Raw genomic sequence first — 15250 nt, 5'->3', positions numbered from 1 at the left:
TGATGGGTGGTTGATGGGGATTGGATATGCGCTGAAAAAACGGGCCTTTTTGTAGGAGCAAGCATGCTCGCGCCTACAAAATCGTGGTGTCCTGACCTAATGCGGCGGTCATTTGACCAAACGTGTTTCCTTCGACGGCCGATAGCCGAAATACGAGCTGTAGCACTTGCTGAAGTGACTGGGGGACACGAAACCGCAGGCCACCGACACTTCGACGATGGTCAGCGAGGTGTGCTGCAACAGGCGACGCGCTTCGGTGATCCGCAGGTCCATGTAATAGCGCTGCGGCGTGGTGCCCAGTTGTTCCTTGAACAGGCGCTCGATCTGCCGCCGCGAGCGCCCGGCGTATTCGCAGAGGGCTTCCATCTCCAGCGGTTCTTCGAGGTTGGCATCCATCAGGTTGACCACCTCGCGCAACGGACCACAGACCGAGGCATTCAGCGAAGGTTTGATACGCCGGTAACGCGACGCCTCGAACGCCAGGATGTCTTCGATGCCATCGGTCAGTGCCTTGTCGTGCAACCCCCTGATCCATTCCAGCGCCATATAGAACGTACCGTTCGGACTGGAGGCGGTCAGGCGGTCGCGGTCCACCACATAGGCTTCGCTGGTGACTTGCGAGAGTTTGGCGATTTCCGCCAGGGCAGGACGATGTTCGGGGTGAATCGCGCAGCGATAGCCATCGAGCAAACCGGCGCGCCCGAGAAACCAGGCGCCGTTCCATATGCCCGCCAACGTCACCCCTTGCTCGGCCGCCCCATGCAGGAGGCCGATCAACGCCTCGTCTGCCTTGAGCGCGGTCCGGTAGCCGCCACACACCACCAGCAGATCCAGGTCCTGGATCTCGGCCTGGCTGAGGCAGGCATCGGGGCGAATGACCAACCCCAGGTCGCTGATCACTTCCCCTTCGCTCAAGCCGAAGGTTTTCGTGGAAAACAGGTCGGGCCGCAGCAGATTGGCGGTGATGACCGTGTCGAGCGCCTGGGTGAACGCGGGCAGGGAAAAATGCTCCAGCAGCACAAAGCCCGCCCGGGCGCGGACAGACTGGCCTTCATGCTCCTTGAGGTAGCGCAGGTTCTTGCCCTTCATGCCACCGCTGAACTGACGTCGCTCTATCAACGCACGCCTCGCTTCGTCGGGTTGACGAACAGGTGAATTAACGTCTTGATTGTGGCTACTCCTGACCAGGCTCGGTGAGTGGCCTGTTTACGCAAAATCAACGCCCTGGGCAATAGGCATAACACCTGTGGGAGCTACTGTGGACGCTCATTTTGAACACCACACAGATCATCTGTGGGAGCGGGCTTGCTCGCGAATGCGGTTTATCATTCAACATCTCTATTGGCTGACCCACCGCTTTCGCGAGCAAGCCCGCTCCCACAGGGATCGCAATGCCCGCCTCCTCAAACCATCCGGCGTGGCGAATGACGCTGCAAGGCGCCCCGTGACAGGCGATCGAGCAGCAACGCCACCGCAACAATCGCCAGCCCCGCGCGAAGCCCCAGGCCCATTTCCATTCGGGTCAGGCCACGGGTGACCTCCGCGCCCAGCCCGCCGGCACCGACCAGGCCGGCCAATACAACCATCGCCAGGGACAACAGGATGCACTGGTTCAGCCCGACCAGCAGTGTCGGCGCGGCGGTCGGCAGCTCGATCTTGAACAGAATCGAGCGTGGCGACGCCCCCAGCGCCTGGCCCAGTTCCAGCAGGTCTTTGGGCAATTGCTTGAACGCCAGGGTGGTCAACCGCAGCATCGGCGGGATGCCATACACGATGGTGGCGATGATCGCCGGCACGCGGCCGAGGCTGAACAACATCACCGCGGGAATCAGGTACACCCACGGCGGCACGGTTTGCATCACGTTGAGGATCGGCAGGAACGCCGCGTCGACCCGTTTGACCCGCGCCGCCAGCACGCCCAGGGGAAAGGCAATCGCCACCGAGATCAGCACCGACACCGAGACCAGGGCAATGGTCTGCATCGACGCCACCCACAACCCCGAGAACAGACAGAAAGCCAGCATCAGCCCGGCAAAAATCGCCACCCGCCAGTTGGCGAAGATGAACGCCAGGACCACCACCACCGCCATCGACACATAGGGCGAAGGCGCCAGCAACGCGGTTTCAATACCGCCCAGGCAAGTCTCGATCACTTTGCTGATGACCACGAACAGCCCATGCAGATTGGCGTTCAACCAATCGATGGCCGGGGCGAGAAACGCGCCGGGAGAGAAACGCAGGTCAAGGAGGCTCATTGGCTGTCTCCCATCCGCGACCGCGCCGCACTCTGTGCCAGCCGATCGAGGATCATGGTCAGAATCACGATGGCAATCGCCGCATTGATCGACTTGGCAATATCCAGCGTCCGCACGGCACCGTAGATCGATTCACCGAGGCCGCCGGAGCCGACAATCCCGGCGATCACCACCATGCCGAACGCCATCATCAGGCTTTGGTTGACCCCGGCCATGATGCTGGGCATGGCGAACGGCAGGCGAATCTTGAAGAACATCTGCAACCCGGTCACACCGCTGGCTTCGCCCAGCTCGATGAACTCCTTGGGCGTCATGCGAATGCCCAGGGAGGTCAGGCGCAACGCCGGCGGCACCGCGACGATGAAGGTCGCCAGCAAGGCCGTGGCCGGACCGTAGCCGAGCAGCGCAATCGCCGGCAGCAGGTAAATGTAGGGCGGCATGGTCTGAATCAGGTCCAGGCAGGGATCGACCACGCGGTCGAACACCGGCGCCAGCCCCGCCAACACACCCAGGGGCACCGCGACCACCAGGGCCAGCACCGTGGCCGTGAGCACCAGCGCCAGCGTGCTTACCGTTTCCGGCCACAGGCCGATCATGGCGCAGGCGAGCAAGGCCAGGGTCGACAGCACGGCAAAGCGCACACCCACCATGCGCCAGCCGATCAGGCCGATGATGATGGCAATGACGTAATACGGCGGATAAGCCAGGCACCATTGCACGCCTTTGAACAGGCCCTCCAGCAGGGTGTTGAAGGTCTCGAAGACAAACTCGCCGTTATCGGAAAGCCACTCCAGGCCGGAGTCGACCACCGCATCGAACTGCGCTGAAAAATCCGGCGTGCTCATGTCGACGCCTCCAGGACGGTGGCGGCGTGTTCTGCCGCGACTTCATTCGGCAGGCCCTGCACGCCGCGCAGCAGATCCCGCGGCGTGATCACGCCCACCACCACGCCGTTTTTCACCACGGTGATGGCTTCCAGATTGGACTGCGTGGTCAGGCCGATCAGTTCGTCGATGTCAGCCTCGGCCGAGGCTTTGGGCAGCCGCGCAAGATCGCAGGGCGGATTGGCCGCCTGGAATGCCGCCACCGGGGTCATGACCGAATGGGCCTTGACCAGGTGCAGTCGGGAAATGCCGGCGACGAATTCGGCCACATAGTCATCCGCCGGGTTGAGGACAATCTCCTCGGCGGTGCCGACCTGGATGATCACGCCATCCTTCATGATCGCGATGCGATCACCGATGCGGATCGCCTCCTCCAGGTCGTGGGTAATGAACACCGCGGACTTGCCCAGTTCCTTGGTCAACTGGCGGAACTCATCCTGCAGCTGCCGACGGATCAGCGGGTCCAGCGCACTGAAGGGTTCGTCCATCAGGATCACTTCAGGGTCAGCGGTAATCGCCCTGGCCAGGCCGACCCGCTGCTGCATGCCGCCCGACAGTTCGCTGGGGTAACGCGCGGCCCAGTCGGTCAGGCCGACCTTGGCCAACGCCCGCTCTGCGACTTGATAGCGCTCGGCTTTGCCGACGCCCTGCACTTCCAGGCCAAAGGCGGTGTTTTCCAGCACCGTGCGATTGGGCAGCAAGGCGACACTCTGGAACACCATGCCGATATTGCGTGCCCTGACCTCGCGCAGTTTTGCCGGCGACAGCGCGGCCAGGTCGTTACCTTTGACAAACACCTTCCCTGAACTGGGCGTGATCAACTTGTTGAGGAGCCTGATGAGGGTGGACTTGCCACTGCCGGACAGTCCCATGATGCAAAAGATCTCTCCACGACGAACCTGGAGACTGACGTCAGACACCCCGACCACACAGCCATAATCCTGCAGGATCTGGGTTTTGCTGAGTCCCTTTTGAACCACAGCATCCATCGCCGCGCTGGCGTTCTGACCGAAGATTTTCCAGACTGACTGACAATCCACCAGTACTTCGTTAGTGTCTATTTTGACCGTATTCATTTGTTTGCCTATTGAACCAGTTTTGCTGGTTTTTCTAATTGATCAAAACTCGGCAGTGGCATGAAAGTGTAGCTTATGGCTTTTTAATATTTTCCCAGCGCTTCAACAGGTCAGCATTCTTGGTGGTCCAGTCGTTGACCGCCTGTTCCATGCTTTTACCGTCTTTGACCTGGCCATTTATTTGGGTGATGTCGCCCAGCGGAACATAAACACTGGCGATGACTTCACGGGCGTGCGGATATTCCGCCGAGAAGCCTTTGTGCCCGATCCAGTAATAACCTTGCGGCGGAGGGAATACGCCTTTTGGATCCTTGAGGAACTTGAGATCAAACTTTTGCGCCATCCAGGACGGCTCCCAGACAGTCACCGCCACCCACTCCTTGCGATCCACCGCTGACTTCAATGCAGCGGTCATGGCCGCGGTACTGCCTTCAAGCAATTGCAACTTGATCCCGTAATCCTTGACCGCCTTGACGGCATCGCTCATCAGGCCGGAACCGGGTTCGATACCGATGATCTTCCCGCCAAACTTATCGGCGTTGTCATTGAGTTGTTCGAGCGAGTCGATGTCGACGTACTTGGGCACCGCGATGGCCTGGTAGAGGCCATAGGACACCGGCGAGAGTTTTTCCAGGCGATTCTTGTTCTTGTTCCAGTAATCCTGCGCCGCGTAGTGGGTCTGCGAAGCCAGCACTTGGATATCGCCTTTAGTCAGTGCCGCGTAGGCAATGCCCCACTCGGAGAACTCGATGACCTTGACGGTATAACCGGAGTCTTCAAGCACCTTTTTGGTAATACCGGTAATGGGCGTCAAGTCCTCCCAGGACAATGTTCCGACGGTAATGGTTTTTTCTTCCGCGTGAACAGGCAGTATGAACATGCCCATCAACACGACCGCGCAAACGGCCTTCCAGATTTTGTTCATGGCGTTCCTCGATCTTTTTTTAAACCTGTTTTTATTCAGCCTCTAAACAATAGAAGCCCATGGCGTGAAACTTTAAGTCCACCATCCGATTCAGCATTTATTGCTTGCCAACTCTTGCCTGAGTGGGCATTCAATGCGGTTTGCCGCGCGGGCGGCTGATATTCATCGGGCCGGGATCAATATCATTTAAAAGGAAGAGGTAAATCCGCTTTCATTCCTTGCGGCGCGATAAACATTTCCATGTTTTCCCGGGAAAGTTCCCAATGTTCAAACACCAGATCAACGACAGCGCTCTCGTCGCGATTCTCGATGGCAACAATAAAGGCATCGTGATGCTCGGCGGAAAGCTCCAGGCGTTGCTCCGTGTCGTCGTCGCGAGGACGGAAAAACGTGTGGCCAATGCGCGCATGGTCAATCAGCAGGCGCTCAAGACTGGGTTCCAGATACTGATTGCCGGCCATCTCACCCATGATCGCGTGGAACCGGTTGTTCTCCACCACCATCATGAGCGCATCGCGGGAAACCGTCGCCGCACGGAAACGGCGCTGGGTTTCCTTGAGGTCGGCCAATTGATGAGCCTTGAAGTTCTGCACCGCCAGGCGACCGATGGCCGCGTAGACCATCGGCGCCACCAGGAAGAAGTTACGCAGCGTCGAGTGATTCATCGGGATCACCCGCGCGCCCCGGTTTTCCCGGATATCGATATAACCCTCGCCGGCCAGGCGCCGGAACACTTCGCGCACCGGGGTCCGTGAAAGACCGTAGCGCTCACTGATTGCCACCTCGTCCAACGCCTCGTCCGGGTCCAGTTCCATGGTCAGGATCTGACGCTTGAGGTCGTCGTAAAGAGTGCTCTTGCCGTTTTTCACAAAAGACCTCCAGGGCAGTCAAATCAGCGTGTGTGGCGGGTTGTTGAAATCAGATTCGCACGGCTTTCAGGTACCGTCAATGCTTTGTATTTTTTATGTATACACAGAAAATACTGTAAGAACACACATGCAAAATGGGTCAAGCCCTTGAAAAACAGGGGCTTGGATTCGCAGGACTGGATCGGGCTGGTCGCTAACAGGAATGTTTTTTGTCGCGGATTGAATGGCGCCTGGGGCCGCAACCGGGGCAATGCGCGGAGGGGGTTGTCCGAGGGCGACAGAAAGAGGGCCGTGCACGCCAATGCCGAGAGGATTGTATCTCTGTGTATCTGGAGCGCGGATTGATACGCAACGCGCTGTTTCACGACGATCAAGCACACACCCTCGATACACCCGGGCGTTTAACTGTGAACACCAGACAGCGACCACCCACTGGCCGCTGCTGACCCACTCAAACATTAAGCGCAAGGAGCATTACCCATGATCACCTTCTCGAAATTCTCCTCCCTGGCACTCGGCCTGGCACTGGTCGGCGGCCTTGGCCTGTCGAACCTCGCTTCTGCCAACAGCCCGAGCCCGGCGTCGTACACGCAGGTCCAGCCGCTGCTGGTGGAAGGCGGCGCTGAGCGCCTGCAACAAAACCGCGTCGCTGAATACGGCTCGGAAAACCTGCAGAGGAATCGAGTGGCCGAAGGGGGTTCCGACCGCTTGATCGAAAACCGCGTGGCCGAAGGCGGTTCCGATCGCCTGATTCAGAACCGGGTGGCCGAAGGTGGCGCTGACCGCCTGCAGGAACTGCGCGAGCGTGTTGCCCTCGTTGGCCCGGGTAACGAATGGCGCAGCGGCGTGATCGTGGCGGACAACCGTGCGGAGTTCGGCTCCAAGTACCAACGCTATTGATTGCCCCTTGATCGGCTCATGTCACCCAACGCTCCACGATGTTTTCAGAGGTAAACAGGATGTCAAAGGTTTGGTTGATCACAGGGAGTGCCAGTGGTCTTGGTCGCCACATGGCCGAGGCCGCACTTGAAGCGGGCCACTGCGTGCTGGCAACGGCACGCAATACCCAAGGCCTGGCGGATCTGCTGCTCAAATATCCCACGCGGGTGCGCGCGGTGACGCTGGATGTCACCCAGGAAGCGCAAGGCATTGCCGCCGTACAAACGGCCGTCGAGGTCTTCGGGCGCATCGATGTGCTGGTCAATAATGCCGGCTACGGCGATGGCCGGGCCTTTGAACAGGTGCCGACCGATGAGTTTCGCCAGGTGGTGGAAACCTGCCTGTTCGGCGTGGTCAACCTGACCCGCGCGGTACTGCCGCTGATGCGCCGGCAGCGCAGTGGCCACATCATTCAGATTTCGTCGGTCGGCGGACGCTTTGCCATGGCGGGTAATGCCGCCTACTTCGCCGCCAAGTGGGCCGTGGGCGGTTTCACCGAAAGCATTGCCCAGGAAGTCGCGCCCTTCGGCGTGAAGGTGACTGCCCTGGAGCCCGGCGCCCTGCGCACCAACTGGGGCAAACGCGCCAACGCCGCACTTCCCCCGGTGTTGAGTGACTATGAACTGTCCGTCGGCGCATCGATCAGGCAGCTTGAACCCTATTGGGGCAACGAATCCGGCGATCCGGCCAAGGTGGCGCAAGCGGTGCTGCGGATTGCCGAAGCGACCACATTGCCGCCGCACATTCTGCTCGGCAGCGACGCCTGCGCGTTGGCTCGCCAGGCCGAACAGGCGCGAGCGGCAGAGGCCGACGCCTGGCACGGGTTCTCGGTGTCCATCGATCGCGATGCGAGCGGACCGGTTGCGGCGATTCCTGCGGTGGATGGGTTTGAGCCTGTACGGACGACACTCGCGGTTCGTTGATCGCAAGATTATTCACGAAATATGCACAAAGCCTTCACTTTCCGGCTCTTGATGCGGGATCCGCGACGAATATGCTGTTCGTACGTTGATCCCGCCCAAGTCAAACAAGAGCCCACGCCATGCCCCGCCCAAGAACGCTCTACCACAAGCACATCGACAGTCACACCCTCTGCGAACTCGACGACCAGGGCCATGTGTTGTTGTACATCGATCGCCAGGTCGCCAACGAGTACACCAGCCCCCAGGCCTTCAGCGGCCTGCGCGAATCGGGACGCCAGGCCTGGCGTCCGGGCGCGACACTGGCGGTGGTCGACCACGTCAACCCGACGGCGGCGACACGCATCGCGACGATGCCGGATGCCGGGGGTGCCCGCCAGGTGTCGTACTTCGCAGAAAACTGCCGTGATTTCGGGATCGAGCTGTTCGACGTCCTGGATGAACGCCAGGGGATCGAACACGTGGTCGCGCCCGAGCAGGGCTTTATCCTGCCGGGCATGGTGGTCGCCGCCGGCGACAGCCACACCACCACCTACGGTGCCCTGGGTGCTTTCGGCTTCGGTATCGGCACCTCTGAAATCGAGCACCTGCTGGCGTCGCAAACCCTGGTCTACAAGCGCCTCAAGACCCTGCGCGTAACGGTCAACGGCCTGCTCGGCGCCGGCTTGACCTCCAAGGACATCATCATGGCCCTGATCGAGACAATCGGTGCCTCGGGGGCCACCGGCTATGCGATCGAGTTTGCCGGCCCGGCGATTACCGCACTCAGCGTCGAGGCCCGCATGACCATTTGCAACATGGCCGTGGAGGCTGGGGCCCGGGGTGCGTTCATGGCGCCGGACGACAAGGTGTTTGCCTATCTGCAGAGTAAGCCGCGGGCCCCCCGGGGCGAGTTGTGGGAACAGGCCGTCGCCAGCTGGCGAACCCTTCACAGCGATGCCGGCGCCCTCTTCGACCGCGAAGTGGTCCTCGACGTCAGCACGCTGGAGCCTATGGTCACCTGGGGCACCAGCCCCGACCAGGCCGCGCCGGTCGGCAGCCATGTGCCCGACCCCGCCAGCCAACCCGACCTGATCCTGCGCCAGGGCATGCAGCGCGCCCTCGACTACATGGGCCTGGCGCCGGGCATGCCGTTGAGCGAGGTGGTGATCAGCCACGCGTTCATCGGTTCCTGCACCAACGCGCGCATCGAGGATTTGCGTGACGTCGCCCGCGTCGTGCGCGGCAAGCGCGTGGCCGCCCATGTACGGGCGATGATCGTTCCCGGCTCGACGCTGGTCCGGCGCCAGGCGGAAGACGAAGGGCTGGCGCAGATTTTTCTCGATGCCGGTTTCGAATGGCGCCAATCGGGCTGCTCGATGTGCCTGGCCATGAATGACGATGTGCTCGCGCCCGGCGACCGCTGCGCATCCAGTACCAACCGCAACTTTGAAGGTCGCCAGGGCGCTGGTGCGCGCACCCACCTGATGAGCCCGGCGATGGTCGCGGCCGCCGCGATCACCGGGCACTTGACCGACGTCCGCTCGTTCGCTCTGGAGGCTTGAACCATGCAACCTTTCGCAACCGTCAGCGGCAGTGCCGCCCCCCTGCTGGCCGGCAACATCGATACCGACGTGATCATGCCCAAGCAGTTCCTCAAGGGCATCGATCGCCAGGGGCTGGATCGGGGAGTGTTCTTCGATCTGCGCTTTCTGCCATCAGGCGAACCCAACCCTGCGTTCATCCTCAACCAACCCGCCTGGAACGAGGCCGCGTTCCTCGTCGTCGGCACCAATTTTGGCTGCGGTTCCAGTCGCGAACACGCGGTGTGGGGCTTGAAGCAAGTGGGCATCCGGGCCTTGATCGGCACCCGCTTCGCCGGGATTTTCTATGACAATTGCCAGCGCAACGGGGTGCTGGCGATTGAGCTGGACGACGCCCAACTGAAGCGGATTGCCGGGGTGATCAGCGTGGCCGAGACGGCCCGGATCAGCGTCAATCTGCCCGAGCAAAGCATCGAATTGGCGGACGGCAGCGTGATCCCGTTCGAGATCGATCAGCTGCGTAAACAGTCATTGCTATTGGGCCTGGATGCGATCGGCACGACGCTGCAGCGGGCCGAGCAAATTCGCAGCTTTGAAGCTCGGCACCTGGCAGAAAATCCCTGGTTGGCCTGACGGGGCAGGAGCTCCCGCAGGCTGCGATCTATTGACGTTGTTTCTTGACAGCAAAAGATCGCAGCCTGCGGCAGCTCCTACAGAGGGCTCTTCATTCAACGGATAAATCGCGGAAGTACTCTTCCAGGAACTCGACACACACCCGCAACTTCGCCGACTGGCTGAGCCGGGTGGGATAGACCGCCCAGACATTGGCGCTCTGGGTGTAGTCGTGCAGCACTTGCACCAGTCGCCCCTGTTCCAGCAGCGGTTTGACGTCCCACATCGAGCGCAACAAAATCCCGCCTCCGCTCAACGCCCATTCCAGGACAATCTCGCCGCTGTTGGACGACAACGGTCCGCTGACGCGCACCGACGCCTCTTGCCCATCCCGCGTCAGGTTCCACACGCCGAAGGCATTGTTGCGCTCCTTGAGCACCAGGCAATCATGCTGCTTGAGGTCATCCAGCGAGTGCGGCGTGCCTCGGCGCTCCAGGTACTGCGGCGTCGCACACAGCACCCGTCGATTGCTCACCAGCTTGCGCCCCAGGTGCTGCCCCGGCAGGTCATCGCCCACACGAATCTCCAGGTCGAAGCCCTCGCCGACGATGTCGACCACGCGGTCGAACACGTCCAGGCGAATCTCCAGTTTCGGATAGGTCTGCGACAGTTTGCAGATCGCTGGCGCCACATGATTGCGCCCGAAACCAAAGCTGCTGCAGATGTGCAGCGAGCCCATCGGCTGCTGCCGCGCTTCGGAAATTTCGCCGACAAAATCGTCGAAATCGCCCAACAGCTTCTCGGCCCACACCCGCACACGCTCACCGTCATCGGTCAATGCGATCCGTCGGGTGGTGCGGTGCAACAGGCGTGTCGACAGGGTGGTTTCCAGCACGCAAATGCGCTTGCTGATGTAGGCCGGCGAGTAGCCCAGCTCTTCAGCGGCGCTGGCGAAGCCATTTTTGCGCACCACGGTCAGAAACACCTTGAGGTCTTCAGGCAAGGGAAATTGATCACGATTCGTGTTCATGCGCCTCATACATCCGCTGTTTATCACGATATTTGCGAAGGATATCATCTCGCCGCAGAGCACCCTTTTTTGCAGCGCCTTTTTTCGCCAGCGGCGTACAAGCCCGTTACAGTAGCGCGGCCCATTTCAGGAACCACTCAACATGGATGAACTTCACCACGGCAGCTGCCTTTGCGGCGCGGTCAGTTACAGCGTGTCGACCGCGCTGAAGGCCGTTACCCACTGCCATTGCACCCGGTGCCAAAAAGCCCATGGCGCGGCCTTCGCGACTTACGCGAGCGCACCCGCGTCGGCCCTTTCCATCGTGACGGGCGCACCGCTGCTCAAGGGCTATGCATCGTCCGAGGGCGTGATGCGCCAGTTCTGTTCCCACTGCGGCTCTTCGCTGTTCTGGTCGGATTCAAAGGGTGCGTTTTCACAGTGGGTATCGATTGCCATCGCGACGCTGGATACGCCGTTCCCGGTTCGCCCACAAAAACACGGTTGCGTCGCTTCGAAGGCCAGCTGGTATGAGATAGCCGACGGGCATCCACAAACGCGTTGAGCCACGAAGCAGGCGCATCACGCGGGCCGGCGAACCGCCCTCACCCTGCCGCTGCCACCACCGCCACAGAAAAACCGCTCGCCGCCATCGGACTCAAGCCCCGACACATGGATGCCGGCGGGCAACTTCAGGCTCTCCAGCACCTCGCCGGTTTGCGAATCGACGCGGCGCAACTCGCTCTCCTCGCCTTCCCAGGTGCCATGCCACAGCGCGCCCTCGACCCAGGTCACGCCGGTGACGAAACGGTTGGATTCGAGGGTGCGCAGGATCGCCCCGCTGTCGGGATCGATCTGATGGATCTTGCGCTCGCGGTACTGGCCCACCCACAGCGAACCTTCGGCCCAGGTCAGCCCGGAATCGTTGCCACCACCGGGGGCCGGGATCGTGGTGAGCACCTGGCCGGTTTGCGGGTCGACTTTCTGGATACGGTCCTCTGCGATCTGGAACAGATGCTTGCCATCGAAGGCGGTGCCGGCGTGGCCGGCGACATCGATCGAGCGCACCAAACGGCCGCTGTCAGGGTCCAGGACGTGCAGCTTGTGGGTGGTGGCGAACCACACCTGCTGACCGTCCCAGGTGAGGCCGTGCACAGAATCGACCCCCTCAAAAGGGCCATATTCACGAAGAATTTCAGCGGCTGACTGTTTCATGCGGGTGTTCCTCGAAAGGGGTTGGAGGCGTTCATCCTAGCCACCGGGCAGCGGCACCGGGAGTAACAAGGTCGTCGCGAAACCAGGCACCGGCGGGGTCAGCCAGCGCCGTGCCCGTCCCTGCCCGAAAGACTGCACCTTGCCGTTTGCGGCCAGCGCATCGAGGGCGCGTTGCACGCTGCGCTGGCTGCTCCCCAACGCCAGGGCCAGCGCCGAACTCGACCAGGCTTCACCGTCGCTGAGCAAGGCGAACACCGCCGCGTGTTTCTCCTCGACCGGGGGTGTGAGCAGCACGACGTCGGCTGACTCCGGCGAGGTCAGTGCAAAGCCGCGCCGGGTTGCGATCACGCCGACCAAAGGTTTGAGCGCCGCGCGCAGCCGGCCGATTTCCACACGCAAGCGCGCGCGGTGAGATTCATCACTGAGTTTCAAGCGAAAGGCCCGGGCGATGAGGATGTCCCGAGGCACGTCGCCCGGCCAGGCTTCGGCCAGCGCGCGTACGAGGGTGAACAGGATCGGTCGCGTCGCTAAAGAGACCGACATGCCCGCGCCACGCACGACGTATCGGCAGGCGTCCACCACCAGCGACGTCGACGCGAGCAAGGCTTCGACCTCGTCGAGCCGCACGGTTCGCTCCTTACCCTGGGACAATAAGCGGGCGGCGGGACTGTCGAGGGTCCGCACGGCACTCTCGACTTCCGCCATCAGCGCAGGAATGGCGGCCTGCCCGGCGGCGATTCCGGCCCTGGCGAGGGCCTCGCGCGCCGTGTGTGAATGCAGCTGGCGCATGGCGATCCCGGCCGCCACCAGTTCATGGGTGGCCCGCAGGGGCGGTGGCAGGATGGCCGGGTCAAGCCGGGCGAGTGTTTCCTGGGCCTCCTCAAGTTGCCCGATCAGCAGCAGGCGGCGGATCTCCAGATACCGCGCATGGGCCGCGTTGACCCAGTCGCCATGCGCCTGCAAGGTGATTCGCGCCGCGTCGAGTGTTTTGACTGGCCAGCCGAGGTCGCGGGTCGCCAGTGCGATCTCGGCTTCGGCGACGATGCAGCGTGCCCGGGCGAGCGGTTCTTTCGGCCCGAACGCCCGCGCTGCCCGGCGCACCAGCGCCCTGGCCCGCACCAGGTCACCCAGTTGCGCCATGGCGATCCCGCGCAGGGCCAGGGCCGGTGCGTCCTCGCGCAACGCGACCCGGTCCAGCGCGCCGAGCGGATCACCGGCCGCCAGGGCCTGTGCGGCGGCGTTGATCAGCGAGTCCATTGCAGGCCTGCCATGGGGGGGCTCCAGGGTCGGGTAGTGATTGTGAGTCTATCTCAGCGTTGCTGTGCCCGTGCTCACGCCGGGTCCGGAACCTCATGCTCGCGACAGATCAGCTCGATTTCCCGTGGTTCCAGCGGCTCCTGGGTCAACCCGCAAAACGCCCCGCCCGCCACGGCCTGGTGAAAACGGCAGGTCCGGCACAATCCGAAACCTGGCACGTCTTCCCCGCGTTGAATGTTGCGCAGCAAATCCAGCAGCAAACCTTCCAGCGCCACTGCGTCGGCCCCCATGCGTCGGGCAGCGGCCACCAGGAAATCCGGTGGCGTCACGGCGTCCAGCAGCGCCTGGGCCGGTTCGGTCAGCACCAGGTGCACGCTGCGTTTGTCCCGGGCATCCGGTCTTTTGACCAGCAGCCCTTTGCCCTCCAGGGCCTTGAGCGATTGCGACACCGTGCCCTTGGTCAACCCCAGGTACTCGGTCACCGCCAGCGGTGTGTCGGAGTAGCGATTGCAGCGGCCCAGGTACATCAAGGCGCTGAGCTGAATCGGCTGCAGGTCCGTCAGCAGCGGGTGCTCGCGAAACCAGACGCGCGTCAGGCTCGACAACCTTTCCAGCAGATCAAATAACACGGGGCAATTCCTGATCAATAACCTTGATAAATAGTATCGGATAAAAACCTTATTGACAAAAGGCCGGCTTACCGTAGGCTTTATGGTGTCGATTCGAAACAGTAATTCCATCCATTCTGTAAGGGAGGCACCCATGAAAACCGCACTGGCACTCAGCCTCGGCGCCCTGCTCGCTTCACACGCCTGGGCCCATGACTCACAAGGCATTCACAGCGACAAAGGCAAGGCCGACGCCGCGTTCGATCTGGTCAACACCCGGGTGTTCAAGGACGGCAACGACCTGGTGTTCGAGCAACGGGTGGATGGCAAGGCCGGCAGCCGCGTGCCGGCCGCCAAGGGTTCATTCGCCGGTGCCGAGGTGTACAGCTATGTCTGGCCGACCAGTCTGGACAGCGCCGCCGTCGGCTTTGAAGCCCAGTCCGGCATCCTCGCCCTGGCCCTGACCTCGCACCCGGATTTCGATGACACCCCGCAACTGGACGAAAACAAGGACGGCAAGAAAGACAACGACGGCGGTCTCTGGCACTCCCATTGGGTGGTGCTGAGCAAGGACGACAGCTGCGGCCCTGGCGGTTTGAAAGTCCGTGACATTCCCAAGGATGCCAAGCCGAAATTGCCGGCCACCTGGCCGGGCGCGCCGATCTACATCGACTCCCCCGGCTACGACCTGGGCGTGGAGAAAAACACCGCGCAAATCCGAGTGCCGCTGGCGGCTGTGGGCTTCCCGGAAAGTTTCAACTACGACGGCGTCACCGCGGCACTGAAGGTCAACGCCGACCTGCACAACCCGCTGCTGTGCGTCAGCAGCGTCTATGACATTGCCTCCGGCGACCTGTCGTTGCCGGGCACCTGGAAACTCAAGGAGCGCCAATGATGAGCATCAAGGTCTTCGATACCCACGTGCGCACCAAAGACGGCCGCTACCTGCACTTCGATGTGTTGATCGAGCAGAACGATCCCGATCTGGCGAAAACCTATGCACGCCGCTTCCTTGATGAACAAGGCGTGCAGGACGAAGATATCGCCCAGGACCGCTGCCAGTTCTGCCACGTCGAACCGTCCAACCCGCAAGTGGCCGCAGCGATCAGCCAACAGGGCTATTTCATCCTCAAACTGCAAGGTTGCCGGGAGTAACGA

The 15250-nt window shown here is 61.7% G+C and carries 17 protein-coding genes; 7 read left to right on the top strand and 10 right to left on the bottom strand.

What is annotated here, in order from left to right; translation table 11 throughout:
- Positions 1-108 precede the first annotated feature (108 nt).
- The 6 genes from F8N66_RS12305 to F8N66_RS12280 all read right to left on the bottom strand — a co-directional run bounded on the left by F8N66_RS12305 (position 109) and on the right by F8N66_RS12280 (position 6009).
- The gene (locus tag F8N66_RS12305) at positions 109-1119 is read right to left on the bottom strand and encodes a GlxA family transcriptional regulator (protein ID WP_191622979.1); all 1011 of its coding nucleotides are present in this window, start codon (positions 1117-1119) and stop codon (positions 109-111) included.
- 284 nt (positions 1120-1403) lie between these two features.
- Positions 1404-2255 carry an ABC transporter permease gene (locus F8N66_RS12300; RefSeq protein ID WP_150770429.1) on the bottom strand — a complete coding sequence of 284 codons (852 nt, stop codon included), beginning with the start codon at positions 2253-2255 and terminating at the stop codon, positions 1404-1406.
- The gene (locus F8N66_RS12295; protein ID WP_150770428.1) at positions 2252-3100 is read right to left on the bottom strand and encodes an ABC transporter permease; all 849 of its coding nucleotides are present in this window, start codon (positions 3098-3100) and stop codon (positions 2252-2254) included. Before F8N66_RS12295 ends, F8N66_RS12300 begins: the two co-directional genes overlap by 4 nt.
- Positions 3097-4215 carry a quaternary amine ABC transporter ATP-binding protein gene (locus F8N66_RS12290; protein ID WP_150770427.1) on the bottom strand — a complete coding sequence of 373 codons (1119 nt, stop codon included), beginning with the start codon at positions 4213-4215 and terminating at the stop codon, positions 3097-3099. The genes F8N66_RS12295 and F8N66_RS12290 overlap by 4 nt, the downstream gene beginning before the upstream one ends.
- 73 nt (positions 4216-4288) lie before the next feature.
- Entirely contained in the window at positions 4289-5140 is an 852-nt protein-coding gene (locus F8N66_RS12285) for a glycine betaine ABC transporter substrate-binding protein (RefSeq protein ID WP_150770426.1), read from the bottom strand.
- A 182-nt stretch (positions 5141-5322) separates the two neighbouring features.
- On the bottom strand, positions 5323-6009 hold the full coding sequence (locus F8N66_RS12280; RefSeq protein ID WP_150770425.1) for a GntR family transcriptional regulator: 687 nt from the start codon (positions 6007-6009) through the stop codon (positions 5323-5325).
- Positions 6010-6489: 480 nt separating this feature from the next.
- Here F8N66_RS12280 and F8N66_RS12275 point away from each other — a divergent pair, with 480 nt between their 5' ends.
- The 4 genes from F8N66_RS12275 (at position 6490) to leuD (ending at position 10024) form a co-directional block, all read left to right on the top strand.
- Positions 6490-6909: a hypothetical protein gene (locus tag F8N66_RS12275; RefSeq protein ID WP_150770424.1), complete on the top strand. Its 420-nt coding sequence runs from the start codon at positions 6490-6492 to the stop codon at positions 6907-6909.
- Between the two features lie 38 nt (positions 6910-6947).
- On the top strand, positions 6948-7871 hold the full coding sequence (locus F8N66_RS12270) for an SDR family NAD(P)-dependent oxidoreductase (protein ID WP_318195456.1): 924 nt from the start codon (positions 6948-6950) through the stop codon (positions 7869-7871).
- 119 nt (positions 7872-7990) lie between these two features.
- Complete coding sequence (gene leuC, locus F8N66_RS12265; RefSeq protein WP_150770422.1) at positions 7991-9412, top strand: 3-isopropylmalate dehydratase large subunit; 1422 nt, start codon at positions 7991-7993, stop codon at positions 9410-9412.
- Between the two features lie 3 nt (positions 9413-9415).
- The gene (leuD, locus tag F8N66_RS12260) at positions 9416-10024 is read left to right on the top strand and encodes a 3-isopropylmalate dehydratase small subunit (protein WP_150770421.1); all 609 of its coding nucleotides are present in this window, start codon (positions 9416-9418) and stop codon (positions 10022-10024) included.
- 91 nt (positions 10025-10115) lie between these two features.
- Here leuD and F8N66_RS12255 read toward each other — a convergent pair whose 3' ends face one another.
- A complete protein-coding gene (locus tag F8N66_RS12255) occupies positions 10116-11033 on the bottom strand; it encodes a LysR substrate-binding domain-containing protein (protein ID WP_150770420.1) in 918 nt (305 codons plus the stop codon).
- 142 nt (positions 11034-11175) lie between these two features.
- Between F8N66_RS12255 and F8N66_RS12250 the strand changes: the two genes are divergently transcribed.
- On the top strand, positions 11176-11577 hold the full coding sequence (locus F8N66_RS12250; protein WP_150770419.1) for a GFA family protein: 402 nt from the start codon (positions 11176-11178) through the stop codon (positions 11575-11577).
- A 17-nt stretch (positions 11578-11594) separates the two neighbouring features.
- Here F8N66_RS12250 and F8N66_RS12245 read toward each other — a convergent pair whose 3' ends face one another.
- The 3 genes from F8N66_RS12245 to F8N66_RS12235 form a co-directional block, all read right to left on the bottom strand.
- The gene (locus F8N66_RS12245) at positions 11595-12227 is read right to left on the bottom strand and encodes a glutaminyl-peptide cyclotransferase (protein ID WP_150770418.1); all 633 of its coding nucleotides are present in this window, start codon (positions 12225-12227) and stop codon (positions 11595-11597) included.
- A gap of 36 nt (positions 12228-12263) precedes the next feature.
- The gene (locus F8N66_RS12240; protein ID WP_150770417.1) at positions 12264-13484 is read right to left on the bottom strand and encodes a helix-turn-helix domain-containing protein; all 1221 of its coding nucleotides are present in this window, start codon (positions 13482-13484) and stop codon (positions 12264-12266) included.
- Positions 13485-13558: 74 nt separating this feature from the next.
- Complete coding sequence (locus F8N66_RS12235) at positions 13559-14113, bottom strand: MarR family winged helix-turn-helix transcriptional regulator (RefSeq protein ID WP_150770416.1); 555 nt, start codon at positions 14111-14113, stop codon at positions 13559-13561.
- 133 nt (positions 14114-14246) lie between these two features.
- Here F8N66_RS12235 and F8N66_RS12230 point away from each other — a divergent pair, with 133 nt between their 5' ends.
- Positions 14247-14987, top strand: a complete 741-nt coding sequence (locus F8N66_RS12230; protein ID WP_150770415.1) for a hypothetical protein — start codon at positions 14247-14249, stop codon at positions 14985-14987.
- Entirely contained in the window at positions 14987-15247 is a 261-nt protein-coding gene (locus F8N66_RS12225; RefSeq protein ID WP_150770414.1) for a DUF2024 family protein, read from the top strand. Before F8N66_RS12230 ends, F8N66_RS12225 begins: the two co-directional genes overlap by 1 nt.
- Positions 15248-15250: the final 3 nt, after the last annotated feature.

Source organism: Pseudomonas fluorescens (assembly GCF_902498195.1).
Taxonomy (GTDB): domain Bacteria; phylum Pseudomonadota; class Gammaproteobacteria; order Pseudomonadales; family Pseudomonadaceae; genus Aquipseudomonas; species Aquipseudomonas fluorescens_BU.
The sequence above is the reverse complement of the archived record's forward strand: the minus strand, read 5'-3'. Positions and strand labels throughout refer to the sequence as shown.